The sequence below is a fragment of the Pantoea sp. X-Soil-YNGN-785 genome (assembly GCF_059730585.1).
In genome coordinates this window covers 2515830-2530934 of sequence record NZ_AP035942.1, presented here as the reverse complement: position 1 = coordinate 2530934, position 15105 = coordinate 2515830, and the positions used below count along the sequence as shown (strand labels likewise).

Annotated in this window: 11 protein-coding genes and 1 tRNA gene; 11 read left to right on the top strand and 1 reads right to left on the bottom strand. The window is 56.5% G+C overall.

Features of this window, described 5'->3' with window-relative positions; all coding sequences use genetic code 11:
* The first annotated feature begins 12 nt into the window (after positions 1-12).
* On the top strand, positions 13-315 hold the full coding sequence (gene proR / locus AC6I8E_RS11840; protein ID WP_013358385.1) for a transcriptional regulator ProR: 303 nt from the start codon (positions 13-15) through the stop codon (positions 313-315).
* Between the two features lie 88 nt (positions 316-403).
* On the opposite strand, the gene AC6I8E_RS11835 is transcribed toward proR, so the two are convergent.
* Positions 404-479: transfer RNA gene (locus tag AC6I8E_RS11835), tRNA-Asn, on the bottom strand.
* A gap of 505 nt (positions 480-984) precedes the next feature.
* On the opposite strand from AC6I8E_RS11835, the gene AC6I8E_RS11830 reads away from it, so the two are divergent.
* The 10 genes from AC6I8E_RS11830 (at position 985) to AC6I8E_RS11785 (ending at position 15065) form a co-directional block, all read left to right on the top strand.
* Positions 985-1908: a sugar ABC transporter substrate-binding protein gene (locus AC6I8E_RS11830; RefSeq protein ID WP_013358384.1), complete on the top strand. Its 924-nt coding sequence runs from the start codon at positions 985-987 to the stop codon at positions 1906-1908.
* Between the two features lie 32 nt (positions 1909-1940).
* Positions 1941-3425, top strand: coding sequence for a sugar ABC transporter ATP-binding protein (locus AC6I8E_RS11825; protein ID WP_013358383.1), 1485 nt, complete (start codon positions 1941-1943; stop codon positions 3423-3425).
* 23 nt (positions 3426-3448) lie between these two features.
* Positions 3449-4474, top strand: a complete 1026-nt coding sequence (locus AC6I8E_RS11820; protein ID WP_179291192.1) for an ABC transporter permease — start codon at positions 3449-3451, stop codon at positions 4472-4474.
* Between the two features lie 453 nt (positions 4475-4927).
* Positions 4928-5845, top strand: coding sequence for a nitrogen assimilation transcriptional regulator NAC (gene nac / locus AC6I8E_RS11815; protein WP_033783480.1), 918 nt, complete (start codon positions 4928-4930; stop codon positions 5843-5845).
* Positions 5846-6897: 1052 nt separating this feature from the next.
* Positions 6898-7857, top strand: coding sequence for an HTH-type transcriptional regulator Cbl (gene cbl / locus AC6I8E_RS11810; RefSeq protein WP_013358380.1), 960 nt, complete (start codon positions 6898-6900; stop codon positions 7855-7857).
* A 160-nt stretch (positions 7858-8017) separates the two neighbouring features.
* The gene (locus AC6I8E_RS11805; protein WP_497824010.1) at positions 8018-9475 is read left to right on the top strand and encodes an NAD-dependent succinate-semialdehyde dehydrogenase; all 1458 of its coding nucleotides are present in this window, start codon (positions 8018-8020) and stop codon (positions 9473-9475) included.
* Between the two features lie 447 nt (positions 9476-9922).
* Positions 9923-11392, top strand: coding sequence for an aldehyde dehydrogenase family protein (locus tag AC6I8E_RS11800; protein ID WP_013358376.1), 1470 nt, complete (start codon positions 9923-9925; stop codon positions 11390-11392).
* A 27-nt stretch (positions 11393-11419) separates the two neighbouring features.
* On the top strand, positions 11420-12088 hold the full coding sequence (locus AC6I8E_RS11795) for a haloacid dehalogenase type II (protein WP_095706957.1): 669 nt from the start codon (positions 11420-11422) through the stop codon (positions 12086-12088).
* 10 nt (positions 12089-12098) lie between these two features.
* Positions 12099-13376, top strand: coding sequence for an NAD(P)/FAD-dependent oxidoreductase (locus AC6I8E_RS11790; RefSeq protein WP_497824009.1), 1278 nt, complete (start codon positions 12099-12101; stop codon positions 13374-13376).
* 81 nt (positions 13377-13457) lie between these two features.
* The gene (locus tag AC6I8E_RS11785) at positions 13458-15065 is read left to right on the top strand and encodes an ABC transporter substrate-binding protein (RefSeq protein WP_497824008.1); all 1608 of its coding nucleotides are present in this window, start codon (positions 13458-13460) and stop codon (positions 15063-15065) included.
* The last annotated feature ends 40 nt before the right edge of the window (positions 15066-15105 follow it).

Below are 15105 nucleotides of genomic sequence, written 5' to 3'. Positions count from 1 at the left end.
AGGAGTAGCGTGATGGGCAGAACGCTGGAACAGCTTATTGCGGATGAAAAACCGGAAGTCGTTGCCGACGCACAGGCTATGGCGACCGAAATCCTGCTCAACATTCACCTTGCCGAGCTGCGTGAGAAAGTGCAGAAAACGCAGGTGGAAATGGCGCAGGCGCTGGGCATCACACAGCCGACCGTGGCGGGTATGGAAAAGCCGGGGCGTGACCTGAAGCTTTCCACGCTCAAACGCTACGTCGATGCGGCGGGGGGGAAACTGCGGCTGGTGGTGGAGCTGCCGGATGGTTCCCACTTCGGGTTCGTGGTGTAAGCCTCTGGCGTGAAAACCATGCCGCCGTGATTAAAAACATCAATGCAAAAAGCCCGCTCAGGTTTCCCTGAGCGGGCTTTTCTAATTCTGGCTCCTCTGACTGGACTCGAACCAGTGACATACGGATTAACAGTCCGCCGTTCTACCGACTGAACTACAGAGGAATCGCTTGAACGGGGCGAATATTAACGGCGCTGATCCCGCTTGTCAAAGCCCTGTTTACTGAATTGCGTTCAGATGCTCGTAAAAGCAGCGGATTGGCGGTTTTTACGCAAATCTGCTGGCTTTTCAAACTGCCAACAGGATCTCACTTTGCGGGCATTTCTCGGCAGATGTTAGAGGCATGTCAAAGTTTTGTTGTTTGCCGATGTTAAAACAACCGTTTCAGTGCTTTTATGATAAAAATTTCAAAAAGACATTATATGGAACAAATAAACTGCTTATCATCACGGTCGTGATTATCATCCGGAAATGAAACGGCATTTTTAAACTAACTGTTTGCAGATCAAGTGATTGTGAAAAGGAGTGGTCGATCACAAAAATAGCCATAACCTGAAGTCTTACCTCAAATTTCCTGAAACAGACGCCAGACAGGCTGGGTGAATGTAAAAGATATTTTTCATTCGCGGGTACAGCCGCTGAGCAAGTTAACAAATAAGAAGGGTCCCTATGAACATTAAAAAAACGATTGTCGCCTCACTGTTAGCCTGCATGTTACCTGCCGCGGTTATGGCAAAAGATATCTCAGTGGGCGTCTCGATGGCGCTGTTTGATGACAACTTCCTGACGATTCTGCGTACTTCAATGCAGAAGGAGATGCAGAAGGATGGTGTTAAAGGCCAGGTTGAGGATGCAAAGGGTGACGTTTCACAACAGCTTCAGCAGGTTCAGAACTTCATCGGCCAGGGTGTTGATGCCCTGATCGTTAACCCGGTCGACACCAACGCGGTGAAACCGATTATGGATCAGGCAAGCAAAGCGGGCATTCCGCTTGTCTTTGTTAACCGCCGTCCAGGGGCTGAACTCACCGGCAAAATGGCCTATGTGGGTTCCGATTCAGAACTGGCCGGGCGGTTACAGATGGAAGCGCTGGCGAAAGCAATGAACGGCAAAGGCAACGTCGCCATTCTGATGGGTGACCTGGCGAATGAATCGACCCGCGACCGTACCAAAGGTGTGGAAGAAGTGGCCGCTAAATATCCTGGCATCAAAATTGTTCAGAAGCAGACCGCCAAATTTACCCGTAACGACGCGGTGGATGTGGTCAGTAACTGGATGACGGCCGGTGATGAAATCAATGCTATCGCGTCGAACAACGATGAAATGGCAATTGGTGCGCTGCAGGCACTGGGTAAAAACCCGAACAAAATCCTGATTGCTGGCGTCGATGGTACACCTGATGCGCTGCAGATGCTGAAGCAGGGCAAGATGGTCGCCACCGTATTCCAGGATGCGAAGGGCCAGGGTGAAGGCTCGGTACAGACGGCGATCAAACTGGTGAAAGGCGAACAAGTCCAGAAAATTATCAACATCCCTTACCAGCTGATTACTAAAGAAAATATGGAACAGTTTACCCAGCGTAACCTGAAATAATCGTTCCCGACCCAGCTGTACGGAGGTGATGTATGAACGCGTTTGCGCTTGAAGCCGAAGGCATCAGCAAGTTCTTCCCCGGCGTCAAAGCCCTCGACAACGTGTCGTTGCGGGTGCGTCCGGGAACGGTACATGCCTTGATGGGCGAAAATGGCGCGGGCAAATCCACTTTAATGAAGTGCCTTATCGGGATGTATCGTCCCGATAAGGGCACCATCAAAATTAAAGGGGAGCCGGTGCAGTTTCAGGACACCATGGACGCGTTGCGTTCCGGCATTTCAATGATCCACCAGGAACTCAATCTGGTGCCTTACATGACCGTCGCCGAGAATATCTGGCTGGGCCGTGAGCCGATGAAGTTTGGCTTTGTCGACCACGCCCGACTTAATCAGAAGACACAGGAACTGCTCAACCGCCTGAATATCCGCCTGAAAGCCGAGCGGATGGTGGGCGAGCTGAGCATTGCGTCGCAGCAGATGGTTGAGATTGCCAAAGCGGTCTCCTGGGATTCAGACATCGTCATTATGGATGAGCCGACCTCCGCGCTGACGGAAACCGAAGTGGCGCATCTGTTTACCATCATTCGCGATCTGCGGGAGCAGGGTAAAGCCATCATCTACATCAGCCACAAGATGGATGAGATTTTCAACATCACCGATGAAGTCAGTATTTTTCGCGACGGCAGCTGGATCGCCAGCGATCAGACGGCGAAATATACCCGTCAGTCGCTGATTACACAGATGGTAGGACGCGAGCTGACGCAGTTGTTCCCGAAATTCAACAGTGCCATCGGGGAAGAGGTGCTGACGGTGCGTAATCTCACCTGCAAAGATCGTTTCACCGATGTCAGTTTCAGCGTGCGCCGGGGTGAAATCCTCGGCGTCGCCGGGCTGGTGGGGGCCGGTCGCAGCGAGGTGATGGAGAGCCTGTTCGGCATGGAGAGCTTCGACAGCGGTGAGATCCTGATTGATGGCGTACCGGTGACGATCGACTCACCCTCAACCGCGATTGAAAAGGGCATGGCGTTCCTGACCGAGGACCGTAAAAAGTCCGGCCTGTTTCTGGTGCTGTCGGTGATGGAGAACATGAGCATCGTCAACATGCCGGAGTACAGCGGCAAAAGCGGTTTTGTCAGTCATGTGAAGATGGCGCAGGACTGCATGGAGCAAATCCGTCGGCTCAATATCAAAACGCCGACCATGGATCAGATCATCAATAACCTCAGCGGCGGTAATCAGCAGAAGGTTCTGATTGCCCGCTGGCTGCTGGCACAACCGAAGATTCTGATTCTGGACGAACCGACGCGCGGTATAGACGTCGGTGCAAAAGCGGAGATTTACCGCTTAATCAGTGAACTCGCCAACCGTGGCGTGGCTATCATCATGGTCTCCTCTGAACTGCCGGAAATCCTTGGCATGAGCGACCGGGTGATGGTGATGCACGGCGGGCGTATAACCGGCATCCTCGATAAAGAAGAAGCCGATCAGGAAACCATTCTGTCGTTGGCATCCGAGTGAGGCGCGAGACCACTATGAGCAATATGAAAGCTACTGCTACCCCGGCAGCCCCGCAGCAACCCTCTTTTTTTGCCAGCCTGCGCCATAAACTGCCGAAAGATACCGGCATTTTTGTGGTGATGGTGGGGATTGCATTGATTTTTGAAATGTTTGGCTGGTACGTGCGTGACCAGTCTTTCCTGCTCAACACCAACCGTCTGATCCTGATTGTCCTGCAGGTGGCGATTATCGGGATTATCGCCGTTGGCGTGACCCAGGTCATTATCACCACCGGTATCGATCTCTCGTCCGGTTCCGTCATCGCCCTGGCGGCGGTGGTCGCCGCCAGTCTGGCGCAGACCTCTGACAGCCTGTCGCCGATGTATCCGTCGCTGGTTAATATGCCTGCGGTGATCCCTATCGCGGCCGGTATTGGTGTTGGTCTGCTGGCGGGGGCGGTCAATGGTGTACTGATTACCCGCACCGGCATTCCGCCCTTCATTGCCACGCTGGGCATGATGGTGTCGGCACGCGGTCTGGCGCAGTATTACACTCAGGGTAATCCCATCAGCTTCCTTTCCGATGGCTTTACCTCAATCGGTCAGGGTGCCATGCCGGTCGTGATTTTCCTGGTGGTGGCACTGCTGTTTCACATCGCCCTGAAACATACCCGCTACGGTAAATATGTTTACGCCATCGGCGGCAACATGACCTCGGCAAAAGTCTCCGGTATCAACGTTAATAAGTATCTGATCATCGTCTACACCATTGCCGGCGCGCTCTCTGGCCTGGCGGGTGTGGTACTGGCGGCGCGCGTCAGCAGCGGCCAGTCGAGTATGGGGATGTCCTACGAGCTGGATGCGATTGCCGCAGCCGTTATCGGCGGCAGCAGCCTGATGGGCGGTGTCGGCCGTATCACCGGCACATTAATCGGTGCCGTTATTCTTGGCCTGATTAAAAGCGGATTTACCTTCGTGGGTGTCGATGCCTATATTCAGGACATCATCAAAGGGGTGATCATCGTCGCTGCGGTCTCTATCGACATGCATCGTAACCGTAAAAAACGTTAATCAGCAGGCGTTGCCTTCTTCCGCAACGGGAGAGGGCAACGGTTGCTTTTTTGTCTTCAGGAAGCGTCAGCGATAAGAAATCCCGCTGATAGCGGTTACATTCTCAGTCTGTTGGTTAATGCTTTCCTGTAAGCCCGGCAAGCCTTCATCCGGTGCAATACCTTTCCACTGCACTAAAACTGTACAGCCCGTCATCACTTTTCTGCACGTCTGACTCGCAGCATCTGCACTGCCACAGTGCGTCCGCTCGACTCCTCTGTTGCTATTACGCATTCCTGATCCTTATTAACCCTTAAGAGGTAATCAGAAACGCTTATTTTCCGGGCCGTTAGGAAAAATCTGGCTGACGGGCAAGGCGCAGGATTTAAACCTGGCCTGCATCTTGCAAAATCTCTGTCATCAGAGCGATGGGCCAGACACCTTTCGCTATTCAGGGTAAGTGACGGAGGCAAGATGAATTTAAGACGACTGAAGTACTTTGTGAAAATCGTCGATATCGGCAGTCTGACGCAGGCAGCGGAAGTGCTGCACATCGCGCAGCCTGCACTCAGTCAGCAGGTGGCAACGCTGGAGAATGAGCTGGATCAGCAACTCCTGATCCGCACCAAGCGCGGCGTCACGCCAACGGAAGCCGGAAAGATTCTCTATGGTCATGCGCGTACTATTCTGCGCCAGTGCGAGCAGGCCCAGACGGCGGTCATTAATGCCGGTCAGGTGCTGAGCGGCCAGGTATCAATTGGTCTGGCACCCGGCACAGCAGCCTCCTCGCTGACCATGCCGCTGCTGCAAACCGTTCGCGATCAGTTTCCTGAAGTACTGGTCTACCTGCATGAAAACAGCGGCAGCGTGTTGAATGAGAAAGTGATGAACGGTCAGCTGGATATGGCGGTACTGTACGATCGCGCTCCGACTGCTGGCATCAACAGCATGCCGCTGATGAAAGAAGATCTCTTCCTGGTCGGCGCTACCGACTACCCGGGTGCCAGCGTCGATCTGGCCGATGTGGCGCAGATGAGCCTGTTTTTACCACGCGACTACAGCGCAGTGCGCAAACGGGTTGATGAGGCCTTTTCACTGCGTCGCCTGAGTGCGCGCATTATTGGTGAGATCGAATCGATTTCAACCCTGACCGCAGCCATTTCCAGCGGCATGGGTGTCACCGTATTACCTGAATCGGCCGCCCGTGCGCTGGTAGGTTCAACCGATGCCTGGATGTCCCGCATCAACAGCCCGTCACTGAGTCTTCCGCTGTCGCTGAACATCTCAGCCCGGTTGCCGCTGTCGCCTTCTGCACAGGCCGTGAAAAATATCCTGCTGTCGCTGCTGAATAAGCCGCTGAGTGAGGAGCGGGAATTGATGTTAGTGGGGTAAGGATGCTTGCAGCGGACCTATAGCTAAGCTTTGCAGCGCGTTTACATCGAGCAGGTTTCGCCCGCCCCTTAACAATCCCGGCGTCCGGCTGCCTCTCCTAAAATCCCTGCCGGTTGGCGAATTTCGCTTTGCAGCGGGCTAACACTGAGGGGGTTTCGCCCGCCAGGCGGTGGGGAGTTTCAGGTTCTCCATGCAGGCGGACGCGTCAAGGGGCGGACGCCCGCCCCTTAACAATCCCGGCGTCCGGCAGCCTGCGCGCCCCACTTCGCGGGGTCCCTTCGTCACGCCCTGCGGCCAGCGGACCGTCCGGACGCGCCATCCCTGGCGCGAACCGTCCTTTCGCCGACGTCCTGACGGCTCATCCTCGCCTCCGGTTGTTCCTCAGCGCTACGGATGCCTCTGGCAAACTCCCGCCTGTTATCTCTTGTGTTTTCTCTGGTGCTGTATTGTCTGCTGACCCGTAAAGCCAATCCCGGAAACGTAAAGCGATAAAATACCCAACGTAAGAAGAAGAAATAACAGCGAGGGGTCAGGGAGGCCATCTGAACCGCTGAGCGGATGAGGGATTTCAGGACGAGCGACAGGGATGTCGCGAAGAGGCGGGTTCGCGCCAGGGATGGCGCGTCCCGGCGGTCCGTGAGAAATCAGGAAGAAGCGAAGGGACCGCGAAGCGGCGGTGAAGCAGGCCGGAGCCCGGGGTCAAGGGGGCGCGGCGACTGGCGCCCCCTTGTCGGTCGCCTGCAGAGGCGATACTGAAACTGCCCGGCTCACCAGGCGAACGAAACCCCTCTCATAGCCCGTTCGCGCAGCGAACACCCAGAGATGCCAATCCGCCAGGCGAACGAAACCTTCTCATAGCCCGTTCGCGCAGCGAACAAACACCAGCTTCAGCTCCGCACCCAGCCCCGTTCGCGCAGCGAACACCTCAGCGCATCCGCGTAACCTCCCCCTTTATTCCCTAAAGTCATAAAGCCAAATTTTTTAGTATTTCCTGTTATCAATAATAGTTCTTAACATCAGGGAATCAGATTATGTAAAGAGAGGTAAATGTCGTGAATTTCCAGCAGCTTAAAATCATCCGCGAGGCGGCCCGCTGTGAGTTTAACTTAACGGAAGTCGCTAACACGCTGTTTACCTCCCAGTCAGGTGTCAGTCGGCACATTCGTGACCTGGAAGATGAACTGGGTGTTGAGATCTTTATTCGTCGCGGTAAGCGCCTGCTGGGAATGACCGAACCGGGTAAAGCGCTGCTGACCATCGCCGAACGCATCCTCGATGAAGCAGGGAAGGTACGACGTCTGGCCGATGTCTTTACTAATGAAACCAGCGGCATTCTGACAATTGCAACGACCCATACTCAGGCGCGCTACAGTCTGCCGAAAATCATTAAAGCGTTTCGTCAGCTCTATCCCAACGTTCGTCTGGAACTCAACCAGGGATCGCCGCAGGAAATTGTCACCATGCTGCTGGCGGGTGAAGCGGACATCGGCATCGCCAGTGAAATGCTGGTCAATAACAGCAGCCTGGCGGCATTCCCCTGGTTCAGCTGGCATCATGCGTTGCTGGTGCCGAAAGATCATGAGCTGGTACAGAATCAACCGGTTTCACTGAGCACCCTCAGCCGTTATCCCCTCATTACTTACCGCCAGGGTATCACCGGTCGTTCGCGGGTTGACCGTGCCTTCCAGTCGGCGGGTTTAAAACCGGACATCGTGCTCAGCGCCCAGGACTCCGACGTGGTGAAAACCTACGTTAAACTTGGTCTGGGCGTCGGGATACTGGCCGATCAGGCGTGTGAAACGGAAGAGAGTGAAGAGCTGGTACGCATCGACGCCACGCATCTGTTTGATGCCAGCACCGTCTGGCTCGGCCTCAAGCGGGGACAGCTGCAGCGCAATTACGTCTGGCAGTTCCTGGAACTCTGTAACGCTAATCTGTCGCTGGAGGAGATCAAACGCCAGGCGCTCTCCTACAGTAATGACGACGAACCGGTCATCGACTTCCAGATTTAAAGCGCGTGCGCATCCCACCGGATGCGCGCACATTTCCGCACAGCATAAAATTTCAAATCCCCGCGAAAAACTCGCTTAGCGACCTTTCTGATTCCGCACAACAACATCCTGCGCTGACCCGGCGCGATAAAGTGGAATCAGCTGACCACAAGGGGATGTTATGTCGCGATTACAACTTAAAGACAGCGATCTGCTGCGCCAGCAGGCGTTATTTGCCGGACGCTGGCAGGATGCACATCAGGGTGCCACGCTGCCGGTTACCGATCCCGCCACGGGCGAAACGCTGGCGACCATACCGGCGCTGGGCCGTGCGGAAACAGAGCAGGCGATAGCCTATGCGGAAACGGTTCGCATCAGCTGGGGAAAAACCACTAACGCCAGCCGTGCCGCGCTGCTGGAAAAATGGCATCAACTGATTATTGAACATGCTGACGACCTGGCGATCATCATGACCGCAGAGCAGGGCAAACCGCTGGCGGAAGCCAGAGGCGAAGTGCTCTACGGGGCCAGCTTTGTGAAATGGTTCGCGGAAGAGGCGCGCCGTGTCTATGGCGACACTATTCCCGCGCCCAGTGACGACCGGCGCATTCTGGTGCTGAAACAGCCGGTAGGCGTTGCCGCCGCCATCACTCCCTGGAACTTCCCGATTGCGATGATCACCCGTAAGGTGGCCCCCGCGCTGGCCGCCGGATGCCCGATTATCGTCAAACCCTCTGAATTAACGCCGCTCTCTGCGCTGGCCCTCGCGGTGCTGGCAGAACGTGCCGGTTTTCCGTCAGGTGTGTTACAGGTGCTGACCGGCCTGCCCATAGAGATTGGCGCGGCACTGACTGGTAGCCGTACGGTGCGTAAAATCTCCTTCACCGGCTCAACCCGCATTGGGCAGTTATTGATGCAGCAGAGCGCTGACAGCATCAAACGTCTGAGCCTGGAGCTGGGCGGCAACGCGCCGCTGATCGTGTTCGATGATGCCGACATTGAGATTGCGGTCGCGGGCGTCATGCTCAGCAAGTTCCGCAACGCCGGGCAGACCTGCGTCTGCGCCAACCGCATCCTGGTGCAGCGCAACATCTATCCACGCTTCACCGCGCGACTGCTGGAGGCGGTCGCCACCCTGAAAGTGGGGGATGGCTTTGCGCCCGACAGCACCATGGGTCCGCTGATTAACCCACGTGCGGTAGAGAAGGTGAATGGTCACATCGATGATGCGATCAGCCAGGGTGCCACGCTGCTGACCGGCGGCATCAGCCAGGATAATGGTACTTTTGTTCAGCCTACGGTGCTCGGCGAGGTCACGTCCAGCATGCGCATTGCTCATGAGGAGACATTCGGTCCGGTCGCGCCGCTGTTTATCTTTGATGATGAGGATGAGGCCATCGCAATGGCGAATGACACGCCCTACGGACTGGGCGCCTACTTCTTTACCGAAAATATCCGGCGTGCCTGGCGGGTGGCGGAAGCGTTGGAGTTTGGCATGGTCGGCTTTAATACCGGCGCGATTTCTCTTGAAGTTGCCCCCTTTGGAGGCGTGAAACTTTCCGGTATTGGCCGGGAAGGATCCCGCTACGGAATTGATGAATATCTGGAACAGAAAACTTTTCACATCGGCAGTCTGTAATTAAATATGACCAAAACGCCAGCCGGACGATCCGGCTGGCGTTTTTTTATGCCTGACGCACAGAATTATTTCCACGGCGTCAAATAATCCTCTTTAAAAAGTAAAGAATTTATCAGGGATGTGAGGCCGGTCGGTAAATCGGTGTGTCATGAGTGCAGAAGTGAGCAGCCTGAGCCGGAATATCCGCTTTGGTGCAATTTCCGTGCAGGTTGCACCAGCAGGGCGCATAAATTTTGTGAAGTAAATCATCTGTTTAATTGTTCGGCAAATCCGCAAAAATTACCCCGGCAATACGGCAGAAAATTTTTTTGCGCTGTTTTAAACGCATTTTTATTTTTTGCCCGGCTGGCATACTTTCTGCATTAGCTTATTAACAGCGCAGAAATCGCCAGTTAAAAACGCTATTAAGCCAGCAACTGATGGGTGTTACAAATAAGGAATTCTTCCATGTTAAGTTTCGACCCTGAAAAAGTTTCTCTTCCGGCTGGCCATTATATTGGCGGCCAGCACTGCCAGAGTCAGGGCGCAGCCTTTGAGGTTAAACGTCCCTCTGATGGCAGGGGCTATGCCACGCTGCAGGACGCCACGCCGCAGGATGTTGATCGTGCCGTCACCGTGGCGCATCAGGCGCTGAAAACCAGCGGCTGGTCTGGCTGTCCGCCGCGTGAACGCGGTCGCGTGTTACGCCGCTGGGCTGACCTGATAGAGCAGGACGCGCTGCTGGCTCAGCTGGAAGCGCTGGGCTCAACCCGGCCCATCAGCGACGTGGTGCTGCACGAAATTCCGTTTACCGCCGAGGCGATTCGCTTTTACGCCGAATGCGCAGACAAATACAGCGGCGATCTCTTTCCCACCCGCGACAGCAGCCTCGGCATGCTGATTGCGGAACCCTATGGCGTCATCGCCGCGATTACCCCGTGGAATTTCCCGCTGTCGATGGCGTCGTGGAAATGCGGACCCGCGCTGGCAGCAGGCAATGCGGTGGTGCTGAAACCCTCTGAACTGACCCCGTTTTCGACGGTGCGCATGGCTGAACTGGCGATTCAGGCGGGCCTGCCAGCGGGCGTGCTGAACATTGTGCAGGGCAGTGGCGCGGTGACCGGCAGTGCGCTGGTGAAACATCCACTGGTGCGCAAAGTCTCGTTTACCGGCTCGACCCTGACCGGCGCGCGCATCATGAGCGATGCCGCGCAGCACGGCATGAAACCGGTGACGCTGGAGCTGGGCGGCAAAAGCCCGCAGCTGGTATTTGATGATGCGGGTGACCTTGAGGTGCTGGCTCAGCGCATTCTGCGCGGCTTCACTGCCAACGGCGGTCAGGCGTGCGTGGCGGGCACCCGTCTTATTGTGCAGCGCAACATTGCCGATCCGCTGGTTGAGCGGCTGGCCCAGCTTTGCCGGGAAGTGAAACCGGGCGTTACCTGGCAGGAGGGCAGCCGCTACGCGCCGCTGATCGATGAACGCCAGGGCAACAAAGTCTGCTCGGTCATTGAAGCCGCAAAAGCGCAGGGCGCAGAGGTGCTGGTGGGCGGAGAGCGCTTTGCCGACACGGACAACGGCTGGTTCTGGCAGCCGACGCTGCTGAGCCATGTGGCGCAGGATAACCCGGCGGTTCAGCAGGAGATTTTTGGTCCGGTGCTGACGGTACAGACGTTTGATGATGAAGAGCAGGGACTGGCGATGGCCGCCCACGACACCTACGGCCTCTGCGCCGGTGTCCACACCCTGAGCCTGCCGCGCGCGCTGCGGGCGATGCGGGCGATTGACGCAGGCACTGTCTGGATTAACCGCTATGGCCGCTCCGGCGACTTCATCATTCCTACCGGCGGTTTTCTCGGCTCCGGCATTGGCAAAGATTTAGGGCGTCAGGCGTTTCAGGCCTGCCAGCGCCAGAAGAGCGTACTCATCGATTTCTAAGCGCAACTGACAAGACGAGGGTGTTACATGGCACTGTTTAAACCGAAATTCATCACGTTTGACTGTTACGGCACGCTGATTCGCTTCGATATGGCCGGTGCGGCAGAACGCTGTTTCAGCGACCGCGTCGACCCTGAGGCCATGCACGCCTTCACCGCTGATTTTGCCAGTTACCGGCTGGATGAGGTGCTCGGCGCATGGAAACCTTATTACGACGTGGTTAGCAATGCCATCCAGCGCACCTGCAAAAAGTGGGGCGTTGAGTGGGATAAAGCCGACAGCGACTTCATTTACACCGATTGCGCCAGCTGGGGTCCGCATCCCGACGTGCCGGCCGGGCTGGCGAAAGTCGCAAAAGAGTTTCCGCTGGTGCTGCTGACTAACTCCATGAAAGACCTGATCCCGCACCATATACCGCGTCTGGGCGCACCGATCCACATGACCATCACGGCGGAAGAGGCGGGTGCCTACAAACCGCAGATGAAGGGCTTCGAGTACATGCTGGATAAGCTTGGCTGCGGCCCGGAAGAGATCCTGCACGTCTCCTCCAGCTTCCGCTATGACCTGATGACCGCCTACGATCTCGGCATCAAAAACAAAGTCTGGGTCAATCGCGGTCATGAACCGGCGAACCCGTACTACCAGTACACCGAAATCAAAGATATCGGCGGCCTGCCTGGCGTCGTCGGACTCTGAGGAACCCCCCATGAAACTGGAATCGTTCTGGCAGGCTACGGCTCCGGCCTTTGCCGGTGCTGCCCGCGAACCGTTGCCCGCCCAGGCGGAGGTGGTGGTAATTGGCGGCGGCTTCACCGGTGTCTCGGCAGCCCTTAACCTGGCGCGCAACGGCATCAGCGTGGTGCTGCTGGAGAGTGGCGACGTCATGAGCCAGGCATCGGCGCGCAACGGCGGTCACTGCAATACCGGTGTGGCGCAGAACTTCGCCTCGCTGGTGGCGAGTCAGGGTCTGGAACAGGCCAGCCGCTTCTACCGGGCATTTGACGACGCCGTGAGCTACGTACAGCAACTGATTCAGGATGAAGCGATCGACTGCGACTTCCGGCTGTGCGGCAAACTCAAGCTCGCCAGCAAAGCCTCGCATGTCGCCGGGCTGCGGGAGGCGTATGAACTGATGCGCCGCACCGTGGACCCGGAGATCGAACTGCTCGACAAAACGGCAGTGCGCGACGAGATCGCCAGCGACAAGTTCCACGGCGGCCTGCTGCAGAAGCGTGGCGGTCAGATGCACATGGGCAAATTTGGCATCGGGCTGGCTGAAGCCGCCGCGCGCAGCGGGGCGAAGATTTATCCGCATCATGCCGTGACGAAGTTAGAGCGACTGAAGGGCTATCAGCACCGGATTCACACTGCAAACGGCACCCTTCTGGCGGATAAGGTGCTGATGGCGACCGGCTGCTCCAACGTCGGCCCTTTTCCCTGGTTTCAGCGCCGCATCGTGCCGGTCGGCAGCTTTATCGTGGTGACCGAAGCACTCGACCCGGCGCTGCTGCGCCAGGTGCTGCCCAACAATCGGACCTACGTGACGTCGCTGAATATCGGCAACTACTTCCGCACCACTGCCGACAGCCGGCTGGTGTTTGGCGGCCGGGCGCGGTTTGCGGTCAGCAACCCGACCTCTGATTCGCGCAGCGGCGAGATCCTGCGCCACGCGATGACGCAGATGCTGCCGCAACTCGGCCAGGCAGCGCTGGATTACTGCTGGGGCGGCATGGTCGATATGACCGCCGACCGTCTGCCGCATGCGGGTGAACAGGATGGCCTCTTCTATTCGCTGGGCTACAGCGGCCACGGCACGCAGATGTCGGTGTGGATGGGACGGGTAATGGCCGATCTGCTGGCCGAAAAGCGCACTGAAAATCCCTGGCAGCGCGACACATGGCCCGCGCTGCCCGGTTATCACGGCAAGCCATGGTTTTTACCGCTCGCAGGACTCTATTACAAAGCAAAGGATCGCCTTTCTTAACGTCCCGTCGGGTGCTGGCCGCCAGGTTGCCAGTACCGCCAGAACATGATCCCGGTTCGCCTGACTATTGAGGGTAGAGAGATGAGTAAATTTGATAATAACGACGCTGATGCGGTAAATCCGGCACTGACGCGCATGATCACCGAAGGCTCGCTGTCACGCCGCAGCCTGATGAAGATTCTTTCCGCCGGTGCGGTGATGAGCAGCGGGCTGGTGGGCTTTTCCGGGGCGGCACTGGCGGACGACAAGCCGGTCAAAGGCGGTAAACTGCGGGCGGCAATGTCGAATGCCTCCGCTACCGACACACTCGATCCGGCGAAAAGTAACAACAGCGCGGACTATACCCGTCAGTTTATGTTCTACAGCGGCCTGACCGAACTGGACAAAAACCTGATGGCGCAACCGGCGCTGGCCGAATCAGTGGAATCCAGCGACGGCATCACCTGGCATATTAAACTGCGGAAGGGCGTCACCTTCCATGATGGCAAACCGCTGACCGCTAAAGACGTGATCTTCTCGCTCAGCCGACACAAAGATCCAGCCATCGCCTCAATCGCCTTTAAGCTGGCCGATCAGTTTAAAACCTTCAGCGCGGTCAATGATAATGAGGTGCAGCTGGAGCTGAACAACGCCAACTTTGACGTTCCTTACATGCTGGCGACGCCGCCGTTTTTGATTGTCAAAGACGGCACCACCGACTTCAGTAAAGGCATCGGCACCGGTCCGTTTGTCTGCAAAACCTTTATGCCAGGCACGCGCACCATTGGTACCAAAAATCCCAACTACTACAAGCCCGGTCTGCCGCATCTGGATGAGGTGGAGCTGATTGGCGTCACTGACAACGCGGCGCGTGTCAATGCCCTGATGTCGGGCGATCTGCAGATGGTCTCCACCCTGAGCGCCGCGGACTGCAAACGCATCAAAGCCAGCAGCGAGTTTGGCATACTGGAAAGCAAATCAGGCATGTACACCAACCTGATTATCCGCACCGACGTGAAGCCGGGTAACAACGAAGATTTCGTGCTGGCGATGAAATATCTGCAGCCGCGCGAAATGCTGGTGAAAACGGTACTGCAGGGTTACGGCGACGTCAGTAATGACACCCCGGTTCCGCCATGGCATCCGCTTTACAACGCCGACCTCAAACCGCGTCCGCTCGATATAGAAAAAGCGAAGTTCCACATTAAAAAAGCGGGCATGGCTGGCGCTACGGTAGAGATCATCACGACGCCCAACATTGAAGGGGCGAACGAAGGCGGGCAGATGATCCAGCAGATGGCGCGCGGGGCAGGGCTGAACATCAAAGTGCGACGCGTGCCGTATGACGGTTACTGGTCTTCGCACTGGATGAAAGATCCGGTGGGATATGGCTCGATAAATCCGCGTCCGACGCTCGACATGCTCTTCTCACAGTTTTATCTCTCTACCGCACCGAATAACGAGTCGGGCTGGAAAAATCCGCAGTTTGATCAACTGGTGGTCGCCGCGCGCGGAGAACGCGATCAGGCAAAGCGCAAGCAGATGTATGGCGACATGCAGACGCTGATTTATAACCACTGCGGCACGATCATCCCGACCTTTATCAGCTCCACCGATGGCTACAACAAAAAGGTCAAAGGGGTCGAAGCCTGGCCGTCAGGCATGATGATGGGCTACCGCTTCCATGAGTTTGCCTGGCTGACCGCCTGATCTCAGCCTGTCCCATCAGGCTATTCATAAGGAGTTCGCC